A 15,972-nucleotide genomic window follows, 5' to 3' on the forward strand; every position below is an offset into this window, starting at 1 on the left:
TGCATGTGTTAGGCCTGCCGCCAGCGTTCAATCTGAGCCATGATCAAACTCTTCAGTTCAAACATCTTTGGGTTTTTAAGAAACCCTAAACTTGGCTCAGCAATCGTTGGTTACATCTTTGATTTCTCGCGGAGTAACTTGTGATGCTGATAATCTTGTTGACTATCAGTCTGACTCCACAAGCACCCACACGAATTGCTTGATTCAGTTGTTAAAGAGCGGTTGGTTAAGATCTTTCGTCTCAACCGAGGCGCGCATTCTACAGCAGCGTCATTTGCTGTCAAGTGATTATTTTCAGAAGCTTTCGAAGAATTCTTCAACAACTTCAACCACTTGCGCTTACGATCTCTCGCTAGCGGGAGGCGAATTCTACAGCGTTACACGCCGCTGTCAACACCTCTTTTTCAACTCCCTTCTGGCTCCGATGAACTGAAGCAACTTGCTGCCGAAAACTTCATAACTCTTTGTTTACCAAGGAGTTTTTCGTTTCGACTGCGCCGGAAGTGGGGCGAATTATAGACAGATATAAAACGCCGTCAATCCTTAATTACGCTTTTGTTGCAGAAAGTGGTTTTTTCGCAATAAGGCGGGGAATCCGGCGCATCACTGGCGGGATCCGCAGCACCAGCAGCAGCGCCCCTATAGATGCATAGATAGCCCACTCCTTCAGGTCGGCCCGCACAATCCACAACATATGCAACAAACCGAGCCCAAGAATTACGTACACCAGTCGGTGCAGCTTCTTCCAACGGCTGCCCAACCGACGCTGGCTATAGCGATTGGACGTCACTGCCAGTACCAACAGGCCAAGGAAACCCAACGCACCGACAATAATGTAGGGCCGTTTACGCAGCTCCACGCCGAACTGCGACCAATCCAGCCCCAGGATGAATACGCAATACGCGGCCAGATGCAGCGCCACATACGCAAAACACCACAGCCCCAGTTGTCGGCGCACGGCAATCCACCCTGCCCACCCGCTGAGCTTCTGCAGCGGCGTCATGCTCAACGTGATCAGCAACAGGATCAAGGTGCCAAGCCCCAACCGATCCATCAACACTTTGCCTGGATCAGGCCCGAGCACAGCACTCCATGCCTCGTACAGCCAGAAAAATGGCCATATCGCGGCCGCTATAAAGACGCCAACGCGCCAGATCGGATAACGCATCAGTAATTCTTCCGCAGATCCAGGCCCGTATAGAGAGAAGCGACCTCATCCGAATAGCCGTTGAACATTTGCGTCTCGCGCACATTCGGGCTGAACAGACCGCTCGGCAAACGGCGCTCACGCGCCTGAGTCCAGCGAGGGTGGTCGACGGTCGGATTCACATTTGCGTAGAACCCATACTCATTGGCCGCAATACTTTGCCAAGTCGTCTTCGGCTGCTCGCTGACCAGACTGATCCGCACAATCGACTTCACGCTCTTGAAGCCGTACTTCCACGGCACAACCAGACGCAATGGCGCGCCGTTCTGGTTCGGCAACTCCCGCCCATACATCCCCACGGCCAGGATCGCCAACGGGTTCATTGCCTCATCCAGACGCAGCCCTTCTACATAAGGCCAGTCGATCAAGCCGAAGCTGGAGCGCTGCCCCGGCATGCTTTTGGGATCCTGCAGCGTTTCAAAGCGGATGTACTTGGCTTTAGCGGTCGGCTCAACCTGCTTGAGCAAGGCTGAAATAGGAAAACCCATCCACGGGATCACCATCGACCACGCCTCGACACAACGCAGACGGTAGATACGCTCTTCCAATTGATAAGGCTTCATGAAGTCTTCCAGGGCATAGCGCCCAGGTTTACCGACTTCCCCATCAATCACCACACTCCAGGGTTCAGTCTTGAGTGAACCGGCGTTCTTTGCCGGGTCGCCCTTGTCCGTACCGAACTCATAGAAGTTGTTGTAGTGGGTGGCATCCTTGAACGGCGTGATGGCTTCGTCTTTTACCGTAACCGCCTGCCATTGGGTCTTGGGCAGTTTCTCGGCAAACCAGCCTGGGGCATTACCCGGCTCGACATCGGCATAACGCGCCGCATCGTCGGCACTGGCCCAACGCGGCAGCGCAGTGGCAGCAACGCCTGCCAGCGCACCGCCGAGCACGCTGCGACGAGAAAGATAGAAGGATTCAGGCGTGACATCCGACTCGTGACAATCGGACGTTTTAGGGATCTTGATTAACATGGCAACTCCGCAGCATTGGAGAACTGATGCACCAATAGACTGCGGAGTATGGGGGAAATTACATTAAGGCAATGTTTTGTCGCGGCGCAGATGCAACAGGTATTGAATCGGCCCCGAAGCGGCGTACACCAGGAACGCCAACAGCAGAATACGCGGCGGATCGCTGAAGACCACCGCAAACACCAGCACCACCACCAGGATCGCCACGAAAGGCACGCGCCCCTTGAGGTCGAACTCCTTGAAGCTGTTGTACTTGATGTTGCTGACCATCAGCATGCCGGCGGCTGCAACCATCAAGGCCACCAGGAACGACATCTTCGACCCCTGGATGCCGTAGTCACTGAACGCCCAGACAATACCGGCCACCACACCTGCCGCCGCCGGGCTGGCCAGGCCGATGAAGTAACGCTTGTCGGCAGTCCCCACTTGGGTGTTGAAGCGCGCCAGACGCAACGCCGCGCCGGCGACATAGATGAAGGCAACCATCCAGCCGACCTTGCCCATATCCCCCAGCGCCCAGGCAAACGCCAGCAGTGCCGGGGCAACGCCGAAGGCCACCATGTCCGACAGCGAGTCGTACTCGGCACCGAAAGCGCTTTGGGTATTGGTCATGCGCGCCACCCGGCCATCCAGGCCGTCGAGCACCATGGCCACGAAGATGGCGATAGCGGCAAAGCCGAAATACTTGCTGGCACTCGCCGCATCACCCGCCGCCAATGCGCTTTGCGCGCTCATGGAGTTGATAATGGAGTAGAACCCGGCAAACAGGTTGGCCGTAGTAAACAGATTGGGCAGAAGATAGATACCACGATGCCGGACCTTGCGACCTTCCGCATCATGCCCTTCTTCGACATGCTCATCGATCGGTAGCAGGCTTTCGGCGTCAGAAGCCTGGTTTGGCTCTTCGGGACGTTCGGTCATGGACTTTACCTTGCAACGGTGTGAAAAGAATTCGACAAATACTTGCAGCGCGTGTTCGCCCGCAAACGATGCAGCTTTATACCAGAACCCGCCCCCAAACGAAAAAACGCGGCCTAAGCCGCGTTTTCTCTTGATGCGTACGACTTAGTTTTTGGCTTTGTCGACGATCTTGTTGGCACCGATCCACGGCATCATGGAGCGCAGTTGCTCGCCGATCACTTCGATACCGTGAGCGGCGTTGTTACGACGCTTGGCGGTCATCGAAGGGTAGCCGGTAGCGCCTTCGCTGATGAACATTTTGGCGTATTCGCCGTCCTGAATACGTTTCAGGGCGTTGCGCATGGCCTGACGGGATTCGGCGTTGATCACTTCCGGGCCGGTCACGTACTCGCCGTATTCGGCGTTGTTGGAGATCGAGTAGTTCATGTTGGCGATACCGCCTTCGTACATGAGGTCAACGATCAGCTTGAGTTCGTGCAGGCATTCGAAGTAGGCCATTTCCGGCGCGTAGCCAGCTTCAACCAGGGTTTCGAAACCGGCCTTGACCAGCTCAACGGTACCGCCGCACAGAACGGCTTGTTCGCCGAACAGGTCGGTTTCGGTCTCGTCCTTGAAGGTGGTTTCGATGATGCCGGTACGACCGCCACCAACGCCAGCGGCGTAGGACAGTGCAACGTTTTTGGCGTTGCCCGAAGCGTCCTGGTAGATCGCGATCAGGTCAGGGATGCCGCCGCCTTTGACGAACTCGGAGCGCACGGTGTGGCCCGGTGCTTTCGGCGCGATCATGATCACGTCGAGGTCAGCGCGTGGCACAACCTGGTTGTAGTGAATGGCGAAGCCGTGGGAGAAGGCCAGGGTGGCGCCTTTCTTGATGTTCGGCTCGATTTCGTTCTTGTAGAGCGCGGACTGGAATTCGTCCGGGGTCAGGATCATGACCAGGTCGGCAGCTGCAACGGCGGAAGCAACGTCAGTCACTTTCAGGCCGTGGGCTTCAGCCTTGGCAACAGTGGCCGAGCCTTTGCGCAGGCCGACAGTCACGTCAACGCCGGAATCTTTCAGGTTGCACGCTTGGGCGTGGCCCTGGGAACCGTAGCCGATGATGGCGACTTTCTTGCCCTGGATGATCGACAGGTCACAATCTTTATCGTAATAAACTTTCATGAGGTTCCTCTATATATCCAGGCCGTAAGGCCATTCGCTAATTTGGGTTAGATGCTGAGTACTTTGTCGCCACGGGCAATCCCGGTGACACCACTGCGTACCGTTTCCAGAATCGAGGCCGTCCCGATCGACTGGATGAAGCTGTCCAGCTTGTCGCTTGTACCGGTCAGTTGAACGGTATAAACGCTGGCGCTTACATCAACGATCTGCCCGCGATAAATATCGGTAGTCCGTTTGATCTCGGCACGTTGGGCACCCGTCGCCTTGACTTTAACCAGCATCAGCTCACGCTCGATGTGGGCACTTTCCGATAAGTCGACAAGCTTGACCACTTCGATCAGTTTGTTGAGGTTTTTGGTGATCTGTTCGATCACCTCATCGTGACCAACAGTCGTCAACGTCAGGCGCGACAGGGTCGGGTCTTCGGTTGGTGCTACAGTCAGGCTTTCGATGTTGTAGTTGCGTTGCGAAAACAGGCCGACAACACGAGACAGAGCGCCGGGTTCGTTCTCCAGAAGCAGGGAGATAATGTGCCGCATGATTAGGTACGCTCCGTCTTGTTCAGCCACATGTCGCGCATAGAGCCGTCTTTGATCTGCATCGGGTAGACGTGCTCGCTGGTGTCCACTTGAATATCGAGGAACACCAGGCGGTCCTTCATGGCGAACGCCTCTTCCATCTTCGGCTTCAGATCTTTCAAATCAGTGATGCGCATGCCGACGTGGCCGTAGGCTTCAACCAACTTGATGAAATCCGGCAGCGATTCCATGTAGGAATGGGAGTGACGGCTGTTGTAGCTCATGTCCTGCCACTGACGAACCATGCCCAGCACGCCGTTGTTCAGGCACACGATCTTCACCGGAAGACCGTACTGCAGGCACGTCGACAGCTCCTGGATGTTCATCTGGATGCTGCCCTCGCCCGTCACGCAGGCGACGTCAGTGTCCGGGAAGCTCAGTTTCACACCCATGGCCGCAGGGAAACCAAAGCCCATCGTGCCCAGGCCACCGGAGTTGATCCAGCGGTTAGGCTTGTCGAACGTGTAGTACTGCGCAGCGAACATCTGATGCTGGCCCACGTCGGAGGTCACAAAGGCATCGCCCTTGGTCACTTCGCACAGGGTTTCGATCACGGTTTGTGGCTTGATGATGCTGCCGTCGCCCTTGTCGTAAGGGAACAGGCCGCGGTCGCCGCGCCATTCATCGATCTGCTTCCACCAGCTGGCAACCGATTCCTTGTTCGGCGTTTCGCCGATGTCCTTGAGCGCCGCAACCATTTCGGTCAACACGCTTTCTACCGGACCTACGATCGGCACGTCGGCCTTGATGGTCTTGGAGATGGACGCCGGGTCAATGTCGATGTGGATGATCTTGGCATTCGGGCAAAACTTGCTCGGACCGTTGATCACACGATCATCAAACCGCGCGCCCACCGCCAGGATGACGTCGGCGTGGTGCATGGTCAGGTTGGCGGTGTAGCTGCCGTGCATGCCGAGCATGCCGACGAACTGACGGTCCGTACCCGGGAATGCGCCGAGGCCCATCAGGGTATTGGTCACCGGCAGGTTGAGCAGTTTGGCCAATTCGGTCAGAGGTGCAGAACCGCCGCCCAAAATCACGCCACCGCCGGAGTACAACACTGGGCGCTTGGCCGCCAAGAGCATTTCTGCCGCCTTGCGGATTTGCCCCGAGTGCCCACGCACGGCCGGGCTGTAGGAGCGCAGCTTGGCTTTTTTCGGGAAGACGTATTCGAACTTTTCCGCCGGGTTGGTCATGTCTTTCGGGATATCGACCACCACAGGGCCCGGGCGACCGGACTGTGCGAGGTAGAAGGCCTTTTTCATGACTTCCGGGATTTCCGACGCATGCTTGATCATGAAGCTGTGTTTCACGATCGGCCGGGAGATACCGATCATGTCGGTTTCCTGGAATGCATCGGTACCGACCATGGTGCTGGGCACCTGGCCAGAAATGATCACCATCGGGATGGAGTCCATATAGGCAGTCGCGATGCCGGTAATGGCATTGGTTGCGCCTGGGCCGGAGGTTACCAGTACCACACCGGCTTTACCGGTGGCACGGGCATAGCCGTCAGCCATATGGGTCGCGGCCTGTTCGTGGCGAACCAGGATGTGGGTAACAGCCGGTTCCTTGAACAGTGCGTCGTAAACATGCAGCAGAGCACCACCTGGGTACCCGTAGATATAGTCGACGCCTTCGTCACGCAAAAAGCGGACGAGCATCTCACCGCCAGATAAAAGCTCCACGTTGTTCACCTCTAAAACGCCAGAATACCGTCCGTTAAAAACCGACGGGTCTTAATAGGTTTACTTCTCAACAGAGCATGAGCGACGGTGGTCGCCGACTACGTCAGCACTGACTGAGCAAGTATTGGGATCGTCCCAAGTGTTGCGGGCTTTTCCCACCCAGCGCGAGGTAACGCGTTGCGGGTGTTACAGGTCGGCGCGGATATGCGCCTCATGATCTGCTGAGCGGGCCTGCTTCTGGCAGTCCCGATACAGCGGACTTTGGATTCTTCTGTTTCAGCCCCTTCAAGTCAAGCAATAATTGCGCTTTTTTCCAACTAAGCGCATGAGAACGAAGATTAAAGGGGTTTGAGGAGGGATAAAACTCGCCTGAATGTCGTCAAGCGGTAGAAATGTGCGCAAGACTGCCGGAAAACCCGGCAGTCAGGCAATTAACGAGCGTCGACGATCAATTGGTCGAACTTTTTCAGCGCATTGCGTAGGCCAAGGCTCTCAAGCGGGCGATCGGCGTAAACCATCTCCGCCATCTCAAGAATCCCTGATGCATTGGGCAACGGCAGGTCCTGCTCGAGGATCTGCTTCATGCGCACCAGGAAGATCCATTGCAACCACTGGTGAAAGTCCAGCGTATCCACCGAAAACGGTTCGACACTGCCAAGCGCTTCAGCGCTGGGGGACACTTCGTCCCACCAACCCTGCACGCGTAACTCACGTTCAATCAGCAACAGCTGTTCGGCAATTGCCGGAAACCGTGCATCCATCAGAGGCTGACCTTGGCTTTTTGCCGCGCCTGGGCAGCACCGGCGGCGTCGCCTTGTGCGGCACGCGCGTCACCAATCAAAGCCCACAGGTTGGCTTGCAGGTCCGGGCGACCGTTGGCCAACGTCAGGCCGCGACGGGCGAACTGCTCGGCTTGCGGCGCGTCGCCCTGGGCCAGGCGCACCTGGGCCAGACGATACAGCACTTGCGGCTCACGCGGCGCCACACGCTGGGCGCGCTCAAGGCTCGACGATGCCCCGTTCAGGTCACCCCCCGATTGTTGCTGCTGGGCGGTGGTCAACAGAGCCAGTACCGGCCCGTCCAGCTGCTCGTCAGCCGACAGGCCGCCCGCGTTAGACGAAGACGGAATACCGCTCGGCGTCGACGGCGGCATGTTGTAAGTGCCCTGGTTGATCGGCGCGGTCTGGATCGGCGCGGAGCCAGCCGGCCCCGATGTGCTTGGCCCTGGCGTCCAAGGCTCGGCACTGATCGGCGCCGACGTCGCAGCACCGCCGCCCGGCACCATCACCACCACACCCGAATCCTGCGGTATGGACTGAGGCGTAGCCTGGGCAGGACGCTTGACCACGGTCTGACGGAAACCGCCAGTGGCCGAGATACGGTCGTTATTGGAAACGTTCGTGCTTGAGTCCACCACGGGAATGGAACCGCGCTGCACGCTGGAGCAACCGCCGAGCATAACCAGGGCGGTAATAGCTGGAATCCACAACTTGTTCACTTGAAACCCTCTTTGCTTAATGCATCCAGCCCTTGACCCAATCCATCACCGAATCCGCGTCAGCGGGGGCACTGCCACCGCACGCAGCACCAGCAGGTGGCTCGCTGCCGCGAATATACGGCATCTGTACCGCGCCCGGACAGTTGGCGTCGGAGCCTTGTCCCGTGTGCGGATCAATCCACGCCTGCACGATGTTGTCCGGCTGCGGCATGTTAAGCGGCAACGGATCGGCCTTGCGCATGAAACTGGTCCACACCTGCAGCGCACCGGTAGCACCGGTGAACGGGGTTTTGCCGTTATCGTCGCGGCCCAGCCACACCACGGCCAGCACATCCTGGCCGAAGCCTGCGAACCAGCTGTCACGCGAATCGTTACTGGTGCCGGTCTTGCCCGCCAGCGTCAGGTTCGACGGCAGCACGCTGTAGACCGAACGCCCGGTACCTTCACGCATCACGCGCTGCATGGCGTTCTGAATCAGGTAGATGGAGCCCGCGTCAAAGCGCTGCTGGATCTGGAACGGGTAACGCTTGAGCGGTTCGCCCTCGGCGGTCAGCACACTGCGAATGCCGCGCATCGGGGTATTGAAACCACCGTTGGCGAGGGTCTGGTACATCGTCGCCACTTCCATCGGGGTCATGGCGCCAGCGCCCAGCAGCATCGATGGGAACGCCGGGAACTCACGGGTGATGCCCAGTCGCCCCAGGGTTTTCAGCACATTCGGCACGCCCACTTCAAGCCCAAGGCGCGAGGTGGAGATGTTGTAGGAATGCGCCAGCCCCTGGTACAGGAACACAGTGCCGTGGGAGCGACGATCAAAGTTCTGCGGCGTCCACACCTGGCCATCCGCCCCTTTGACCGACAGCGGGTCATCCGACAGCCAACTGGTCAGGGTGTATTTGCTTGGTTTTTCCAGGGCCGTGAGGTAGACCGCCGGTTTGACCAGCGAGCCGATCGGCCGCACCGCATCCAGCGCACGGTTGAAACCGGCAAAACTGGCCTGGCGGCTGCCGATCATGGCTTGCACTTCACCGGTTTCCGGGTTGGTTACCACCATCGCCGCTTCGACTTCATCCGAGCCTTTGCGGCCGGTCAGGCGTTTAAAGGTGTCGTTGACCGACGTTTCGGCTTTCATCTGCAGGATCGGGTCGAAACTGGTGAAGATCCGCAGGCCTTCTTCGGTCAAGTCTTCGTCGCGGTAGTCTTCACGTAGCTGGCGTTTGACCAGATCGATAAAGCCCGGGAACGAACTGTCGGCCAGCTTGCCGCGAGTGGTAACACCCAGTGGCATTTTTTTCGCCGCCGCGACTTGTTCAGCGGTGGCCACGCCCTGCTGCTCGAGTACATCCAGCACCAGGTTACGGCGCTCAAGCGCACGTTCCGGGTTACGGCGCGGGTTGTAATAGGACGGGCCCTTGACCATCCCCACCAGCAACGCGACTTGATGCAATTTCAATTCGGACAAAGGCTGGCCAAAGAAGAACTGGCTGGCCAGGCCGAAACCGTGCACGGCGCGTTGGCCATCCTGGCCGACGAAGACCTCGTTGAGGTACGCCTCGAGAATCTCCTGCTTGCTGTAATGCAGCTCCAGCAGCATGGCCATCATGGCTTCGGTGAGTTTACGGGTCAGGCTGCGCTCGTTGGTCAGGTAAAAGTTCTTGACCAATTGTTGCGTGAGCGTACTGCCGCCCTGGGTCATCTTGCCGCCGGAAGTGTTAACCCAGATGGCGCGGGCAATCGACTTGGGCGACAGACCCCAGTGGCTGTAGAAATCGCGGTCTTCAACAGCGATCAGCGTATCGAGCAGGTACGGTGGCACCTGATCGAGCTTGATCAGGATGCGATCTTCGAGGTTCTTGGGGTAAATACCGCCGATCATCAGCGGCTCAAGGCGTACCACGGGCAGCTTCGAGCCATTGAGCGACGACAGCTCGGCTACGTAATCTCCGGAGAAGCGCACGCGCACCGGCTGGGCTTTCTCCAGGCCTTCATAGAACTGGAAGCCACGGGTATTCAGGTCGACGGTATTGCCGCTGACCGCTGCGGCGCCAGGGCCGTTGCTCACGGGTTCGCGGCGATAGCCCAAGGCGTCGAGTTCGGTAAGGAAGTCTTCCTTGCTCAGCTTTTGGCCGGTGAACAATTCCAGCGGGCGTGCATACACCTTGGCCGGGATGGTCCAGCGCTTGCCGGAGAATTTCTCCTGGACCACGGCGTCGAGGTACACCGCGAAGCCTGCGAGCACCACAAGGCCTACCAGGCTTAGCTTGATGGCCCAGCCCAGCCACGGGCGCAGGCCGCGTGAAGGAGGTTTTTTACGGGAACGGGGAGATCGGGTTCGAGTCATGGCGGCGGATTATACGCACTTTATTGACGATCAACATGAGCCGGACAGCGGTTTGCACGACCGACTGTAACCGCCATAATGCCGGCCATGATTTCCCCCAGACTTTGAAGGATCGCCCGTGAGCCAGTCCCTGATCGCAGCCCTGCAAAACCCGGCTTTGTATCCCCATCCGGTTGAAGCGTTCCAAGTCATTGAGACCCATATTTCCTGGGTCATACTGACCGGCCCGTATGCTTACAAGCTGAAGAAGCCGATGAACTTCGGCTTTCTGGATTTCACCCAACTGGACGACCGCGGCCACTTCTGCCGCGAAGAGCTGCGCCTTAACCAGCGCCTGACTGAAGATTTGTATCTTGACGTGTTGCCAATCACCGGCAGCGCCGAAGCCCCGCAATTGGGCGGTGATGGCCCGGTGATCGAATACGCGCTGAAAATGCGCCAATTCCCGCAAAGCCAACTGCTCAGCACCCTGCAAGCCAATGGCGAGGTCACCAGCGCGCACATTGACGACATGGCCAAGCAGATTGCGCACTTCCACCTCAGCGCACCGAAAGTGCCGCAAGACCACCCCGCCGGCACACCGGATGAAGTGATGGCACCGGTTCGCCAGAACTTCGATCAGATCCGCCCGTTCCTCAGCGACAAAGCCGACCTGGCCCAGCTCGAAGCCCTGCAAGCCTGGGCCGAAGCCAGCTTCGAACGCCTCAAGCCCCTGCTGGCCCAGCGCAAGCTCGAAGGGTTCACTCGCGAATGTCACGGTGATATTCACTTGGGCAACGCCACCTTGATCGATGGCCAAGTAGTGATCTTCGACTGCATCGAGTTCAACGAGCCGTTCCGCTTCACCGATGTGTATGCCGACACGGCCTTCCTGGCGATGGACCTGGAAGACCGCGGCCTCAAATCCCTGGCGCGCCGTTTTATCAGCCAGTACCTGGAACTGACCGGCGACTACCAAGGCCTTGAAGTGCTGAACTTCTATAAAGCCTACCGTGCACTGGTACGCGCCAAGGTGTCGTTGTTCAGCATGCCAAGCGAGGCCAGCCCGGTGCAACGCGCCACCACCCTGCGCCAATACCGCAACTACGCCAACCTGGCGGAAAGCTACAGCACCATTCCGTCGCGCTTCCTGGCGATAACCCACGGTGTTTCGGCCGTCGGTAAAAGCCACGTGGCCATGCGCCTGGTGGAAGCCTTGGGTGCGGTGCGCCTGCGTTCGGATGTGGAACGCAAGCGCCTGTTTGGTGAACAGAAGGTCGAGAACACCCCGCAAGCCGGTATCTACGCCGCCGAAGCCAGCGCCGCCACCTACGCTCGCTTGAATGAAATCGCCGATACCGTCTTGCGTGCTGGCTACCCGGTAGTGCTGGACGCGACCTTCCTGAAAAGCGCACAACGCAACGCCGCCGCCAAGGTTGCCGAGGCCACCGGCGCGCCTTTCCTGATCCTCGATTGCAACGCACCGCAAGCCGTCATCGCTAGCTGGCTGGCGCAACGTCAGGCGGATAAAAACGATCCTTCCGACGCGACACTCACCATTATCGAAGAGCAACAGGCCAACCGTGACCCGCTGACCGCCGAAGAACTGCTGCTGAGCAAACGTGTGGAAACCAACGAGAGCGGCACACTCGACGCTCTGGTAGCGCACATTCGTCAGCGCCTGCCTGGCCTGTAAGAAATATTTCTTGGTCGTGTCGCCGATCTACGGTGCACGACCGAGCAATAGTGGCACTATAATGGCGTCATAATTCCAACAGGAGTCGCCATCATGAGTCAGCCCAAGCTTCTTGATACTCCGCTCTACGCACTCCTGCATAAAGACGACATCCGCGGCTTCAATCAGGAGCGCCCCAAAGACGGCACCATCGACATGCGCGGTGGCGACTTCCGCGGGCTGGACCTGCGTGACCTGAACGCCACGGGCGTGGATTTCACCGACGCCTACTTCCGCTCTGCCGACCTGCGCGGCCTGGACCTGCGCGAGTGCTCATTGGAAGGTGCCAGCCTGGCCCATGCGCAGATTTCCGGCACCTACTTCTCCCCCGAACTGACGGCTGACGAGATCCTGATGTCGGTCAATTTCGGCACTCGTTTGCGCTACCGCACCAAGTAACTTCATCTTTCGGGCCCCGGCTGCGCCTGACGCGTAGCGGCGCCTCCTGCCCGCTTGTCGGCAATACCCTTAAAAATTCTTATAAGCTTTTCAGCCGTTCCTGACCAAAGAACCACGCTTTTCCTACTGAGCGCTACACTCCTTTTCAGGCTTGCCTGGTCACGATACCCACCGCACCATTCGGCCGTCGCAAGGAGGCTTGATGAACGATGAGCTGCAACACCTGAAAAACCTGGGCAAGACGTCGGCGCAGTGGCTGCATGCGGTGGGCATCCACAGTGCGTCCGACTTACGTCGCCTGGGAGCTGTAGATGCCTACCGAGCCGTGCGCACTCGCGGGTTTCGGGCCTCGAAAGTGCTGCTGTATGCAATCGAAGGAGCCTTGATGGACGTGCACTGGAACGACATCCCGACGGAGCGCAAGGAGGCATTGAACCGTCAGCTGGAGGCGATTTCAGCGCGTCAGAAGATTTAGGTCTGCAAGAATTCCCAATGTTTACGGGTAGTTCGAACGTGTGTTTGAGAAAAACCGCAGATCGTCGAAAAACAGAGGTTGACTCTCAAATGAGAATCGTTATGATTATCACAACTGGTCGCGAGATCAGCCGATAACTGAAAGACCATTGGTTCGGACTCTCAGATTATCTCCTCATCAGGCTAATCACGGTTATTTGACCCGGCTCTTGCCGGGTCTTTTTTTACCTGTAAAAAACCGATTCAGCGCGCAATGATCAACGGATGACCGCGCTCCGGGTGCGGCTGTACCAACACCTCCAAACCAAACACCGCTTTAAGTGGCTCAGGCCGCATCACCTGTGCCGGTGTGTCCAGCGCGTGTGGGCGCCCCTGCTCCAGCAACAGAATCCGGTCGCAATAACGCGCCGCCAGGTTCAGGTCATGGAGAATTACCAGCACCGCAGCGCCGCGATCAGCAAATGTACGTATGGCTTGCAGGGTCGTGTGTTGGTGCAAGGGGTCAAGCATCGAGGTCGGCTCATCCAACAGCAGCGTCTGGCCGGCTTCCCCTGGCCATAACTGCGCCAACACTCGCGCAAGATGCACACGCTGGCGTTCGCCACCCGACAACGCCAGGTAGTTGCGCCCGCTCAAATGGCCCACGTCTGCCGCGTGCAGCGCCGCCTGGATGATTTCGTCATCACGCACGCGTCCGGTCTGATGGGGCAAGCGGCCCATGCCCACAACCTCCTCGACGCGGAATGCGAAATCCAGCGTGGAAGTCTGCGGCAACACTGCCAAACGTTGGGCCCGGTGCGGCCCGCTCCAGTCCGTCAAGGCTTGCTGATCCAGCCACACCTTGCCCTGATCCGGCTTCAGTTCGCCGCACAACGCACCGAGCAGCGTGCTCTTGCCTGCTCCGTTAGGGCCGAGCACACCGAGCACTTCACCCGGCAGCAACTCCAGGGTGACATCCGCCAACACGGTTTTATCGCCACGCCGGACCTGTAACGCTTCTACTCGCAGCATCAGGCGCGCCCTCGCAACAGCAAATAAAGAAAAAACGGCGCGCCGATAAAGGCCGTCACGATGCCGATCGGCAGTTCAGCGGGCGCCAGCGCCAGGCGTGCCACCAGGTCTGCAAACAGCAACAGGCTCGCGCCCGCGAGCACAGACGCCGGCAACAGCACCCGATGATCCGGCCCGGCCAACAAGCGCACCAGATGCGGCACCACCAGCCCGACAAACCCGATCATGCCCGCCGCCGCTACCGCTGCACCCACACCCAGGGCTGTGCAGAACACCAGTTCACGCTTGAGCCCTTCAACATTGACCCCAAGGTGATTGGCCTCGGACTCACCCAGCAGCAGTGCATTCAAGGCTTTTGCCCGACGCGGCAACCACAGCGCCACAGCGGCGCTCACCAACAGCAATGGCCACAACCGCGAATAGCTGGCGCCATTTAGGCTGCCCAGGTTCCAGAAGGTCAGGGTACGCAAGGTGGCGTCATCGGCCAGATAGGTAAACAACCCCACCGCCGAACTGGCCAAGGCGGTAAGCGCGATACCGGCCAGCAGCATTGTCGCGACATTGGTCTGACCGTTGCGACGCCCCAGGCGATAGACCAGGGCAGTGACGCCCAAGCCGCCGAGAAATGCGCACAACGACAACAGATAAGGCCCGACCGCATCCGGCAGGCCGCCAAAAAAAGAACCGCCGACGATCGCAATAGCCGCCCCGAGCGCCGCACCGCTGGACACACCGACCAACCCCGGATCGGCCAACGGGTTGCGAAACAAGCCCTGCATCGCCACACCCGACAATGCCAGCACACCGCCCACCGCCAACCCCAGCAAGGTTCGCGGCAGACGAATCTGCCCAAGGATCAATTCGGCCTGCTCCAGGCCTTGGGCTTCAATCGGCACGCCCATCAGGCGCAAGGCGGCCTTGAGCGTATCCAGCAACGGCAGGCTGACCGGCCCCAACGCCAATGAAAGCCAGGTTGCCAGAAGGCATAACAGTGCGAGCCCGATAAACAGCGTTTTCGGTTTAACCAGAGTCGTCATTGGGCAGGTTTAGCCTGGGCCGGATAAAACCCGGCAGACAATTGCACCAGGCTTTGCGGCAAACGCGGCCCAAGCCCGCCGACCAGCAGGGTCGGGTCCAGCTCAAACACGCGGCCATCTTTAGCCGCCGGCGTTGACGCCAGAATCGGGTTTTCCTTGAACAAGGCCGCCCGCGCCGCATCGCCGGTAAGGGCACGATCAGCAAACACCAGCACATCAGGGCTCAGACCGGCCAGCGACTCCACCGAAAACGGCTTATAGCCGGTGTGGGTCGCGAGGTTATGCCCGCCCGCCTGCTGCAACAGCCAATCGGCGGCCGTGTCCTTGCCCGCGATCAGCGGCTTGCCGCCTGCATGCCCGAGCAACAGCAGCACACCCGGCGCCTTCTGCGTGGCCTGGGCCTTGGCGACCCAGGCTTTCTGCTGATCCAGCTTTTGTTCATACCCGGTAAACAATTCGTTGGCCCTGGTTTCATCACCCAACAGCTTGCCCAGGTGCTGAAGGGTGCCTTTCAAGGTCGGCAAATCCGGCTCGGCCGAGAACATCTCCACCTGCACGCCCGCTCCGCGAATCTGCGCCAGCACCGGCGGCGGCCCCATTTCTTCAGTGCCCACCAACACCTGTGGGCGCAGGCTTAAAACCCTTTCCGCGGACAATTGGCGCTGGTAACCAATGCTCGGCAACGCCTTGAGCGATTCAGGGTGCTGACTGGTGGTATCCACCCCCACCAGCTTTGACTCCCCGCCCAGCGCCGTGACCCATTCCGATAGCGCCCCACCGGCACTGACCCAGCGTTGCGGCAGTTCAGAGGCGTACGCCCCGTGGTTGACCAGCAGTGAGGCAACAAGCGCAATAGCGCTGGTACTCAGGCGCATAACAGGGTTTCCTTCCAAGGGCAGGGCCACTCAAGCACTCATGGATGTGACAGTTAAACCCTGTCTGGCATCGTACAGAGCACCCAATCAGCTA

General features: G+C 58.8%; 15 protein-coding genes. 3 read left to right on the plus strand and 12 right to left on the minus strand.

The genetic code is table 11. The annotated features are described in order from the left end of the window. Positions 1-547: 547 nt before the first annotated feature. The 9 genes from msrQ to mrcB all read right to left on the minus strand — a co-directional run bounded on the left by msrQ (position 548) and on the right by mrcB (position 10,368). Positions 548-1,168, minus strand: a complete 621-nt coding sequence (gene msrQ / locus BLV67_RS25760) for a protein-methionine-sulfoxide reductase heme-binding subunit MsrQ (RefSeq protein WP_069786528.1) — start codon at positions 1,166-1,168, stop codon at positions 548-550. Further along, the gene (gene msrP, locus BLV67_RS25765) at positions 1,168-2,181 is read right to left on the minus strand and encodes a protein-methionine-sulfoxide reductase catalytic subunit MsrP (RefSeq protein WP_069786527.1); all 1,014 of its coding nucleotides are present in this window, start codon (positions 2,179-2,181) and stop codon (positions 1,168-1,170) included. The genes msrQ and msrP overlap by 1 nt, the downstream gene beginning before the upstream one ends. Before the next feature lie 63 nt (positions 2,182-2,244). After that, positions 2,245-3,102, minus strand: coding sequence for a CDP-diacylglycerol--serine O-phosphatidyltransferase (pssA, locus tag BLV67_RS25770; RefSeq protein ID WP_056859782.1), 858 nt, complete (start codon positions 3,100-3,102; stop codon positions 2,245-2,247). 144 nt (positions 3,103-3,246) lie between these two features. Further along, positions 3,247-4,263, minus strand: a complete 1,017-nt coding sequence (ilvC, locus tag BLV67_RS25775) for a ketol-acid reductoisomerase (RefSeq protein ID WP_003176099.1) — start codon at positions 4,261-4,263, stop codon at positions 3,247-3,249. Positions 4,264-4,310: 47 nt separating this feature from the next. Continuing rightward, on the minus strand, positions 4,311-4,802 hold the full coding sequence (gene ilvN / locus BLV67_RS25780; protein ID WP_003176102.1) for an acetolactate synthase small subunit: 492 nt from the start codon (positions 4,800-4,802) through the stop codon (positions 4,311-4,313). 2 nt (positions 4,803-4,804) lie between these two features. Then, positions 4,805-6,529, minus strand: a complete 1,725-nt coding sequence (locus BLV67_RS25785; RefSeq protein ID WP_065911210.1) for an acetolactate synthase 3 large subunit — start codon at positions 6,527-6,529, stop codon at positions 4,805-4,807. 431 nt (positions 6,530-6,960) lie between these two features. Continuing rightward, positions 6,961-7,290, minus strand: coding sequence for a YqcC family protein (locus BLV67_RS25790; protein WP_065911202.1), 330 nt, complete (start codon positions 7,288-7,290; stop codon positions 6,961-6,963). Further along, positions 7,290-8,027 carry a tetratricopeptide repeat protein gene (locus BLV67_RS25795; protein WP_065911201.1) on the minus strand — a complete coding sequence of 246 codons (738 nt, stop codon included), beginning with the start codon at positions 8,025-8,027 and terminating at the stop codon, positions 7,290-7,292. Before BLV67_RS25795 ends, BLV67_RS25790 begins: the two co-directional genes overlap by 1 nt. Positions 8,028-8,043: 16 nt before the next feature. Continuing rightward, entirely contained in the window at positions 8,044-10,368 is a 2,325-nt protein-coding gene (gene mrcB, locus BLV67_RS25800) for a penicillin-binding protein 1B (RefSeq protein WP_069786526.1), read from the minus strand. 118 nt (positions 10,369-10,486) lie between these two features. Here mrcB and BLV67_RS25805 point away from each other — a divergent pair, with 118 nt between their 5' ends. The 3 genes from BLV67_RS25805 (at position 10,487) to BLV67_RS25815 (ending at position 12,956) form a co-directional block, all read left to right on the plus strand. Next, a complete protein-coding gene (locus tag BLV67_RS25805; protein WP_065911200.1) occupies positions 10,487-12,043 on the plus strand; it encodes a bifunctional aminoglycoside phosphotransferase/ATP-binding protein in 1,557 nt (518 codons plus the stop codon). Between the two features lie 93 nt (positions 12,044-12,136). Continuing rightward, positions 12,137-12,481 carry a pentapeptide repeat-containing protein gene (locus BLV67_RS25810; RefSeq protein ID WP_056859776.1) on the plus strand — a complete coding sequence of 115 codons (345 nt, stop codon included), beginning with the start codon at positions 12,137-12,139 and terminating at the stop codon, positions 12,479-12,481. Positions 12,482-12,683: 202 nt separating this feature from the next. Beyond that, the gene (locus tag BLV67_RS25815; protein ID WP_017139226.1) at positions 12,684-12,956 is read left to right on the plus strand and encodes a TfoX/Sxy family protein; all 273 of its coding nucleotides are present in this window, start codon (positions 12,684-12,686) and stop codon (positions 12,954-12,956) included. 242 nt (positions 12,957-13,198) lie between these two features. Here BLV67_RS25815 and BLV67_RS25820 read toward each other — a convergent pair whose 3' ends face one another. The 3 genes from BLV67_RS25820 to BLV67_RS25830 are packed head-to-tail and all read right to left on the minus strand — an operon-like array spanning position 13,199 to position 15,878. Then, positions 13,199-13,966 (minus strand): heme ABC transporter ATP-binding protein, encoded by a 768-nt coding sequence (locus tag BLV67_RS25820; RefSeq protein ID WP_069786525.1) that lies wholly within the window; start codon positions 13,964-13,966, stop codon positions 13,199-13,201. Beyond that, positions 13,966-15,003: a FecCD family ABC transporter permease gene (locus BLV67_RS25825; RefSeq protein WP_065911198.1), complete on the minus strand. Its 1,038-nt coding sequence runs from the start codon at positions 15,001-15,003 to the stop codon at positions 13,966-13,968. Before BLV67_RS25825 ends, BLV67_RS25820 begins: the two co-directional genes overlap by 1 nt. After that, positions 15,000-15,878, minus strand: a complete 879-nt coding sequence (locus BLV67_RS25830) for a heme/hemin ABC transporter substrate-binding protein (RefSeq protein ID WP_069786524.1) — start codon at positions 15,876-15,878, stop codon at positions 15,000-15,002. The genes BLV67_RS25825 and BLV67_RS25830 overlap by 4 nt, the downstream gene beginning before the upstream one ends. Positions 15,879-15,972 lie beyond the last annotated feature (94 nt).

It is taken from the genome of Pseudomonas salomonii (assembly GCF_900107155.1).
GTDB classification, from domain to species: domain Bacteria; phylum Pseudomonadota; class Gammaproteobacteria; order Pseudomonadales; family Pseudomonadaceae; genus Aquipseudomonas; species Aquipseudomonas salomonii.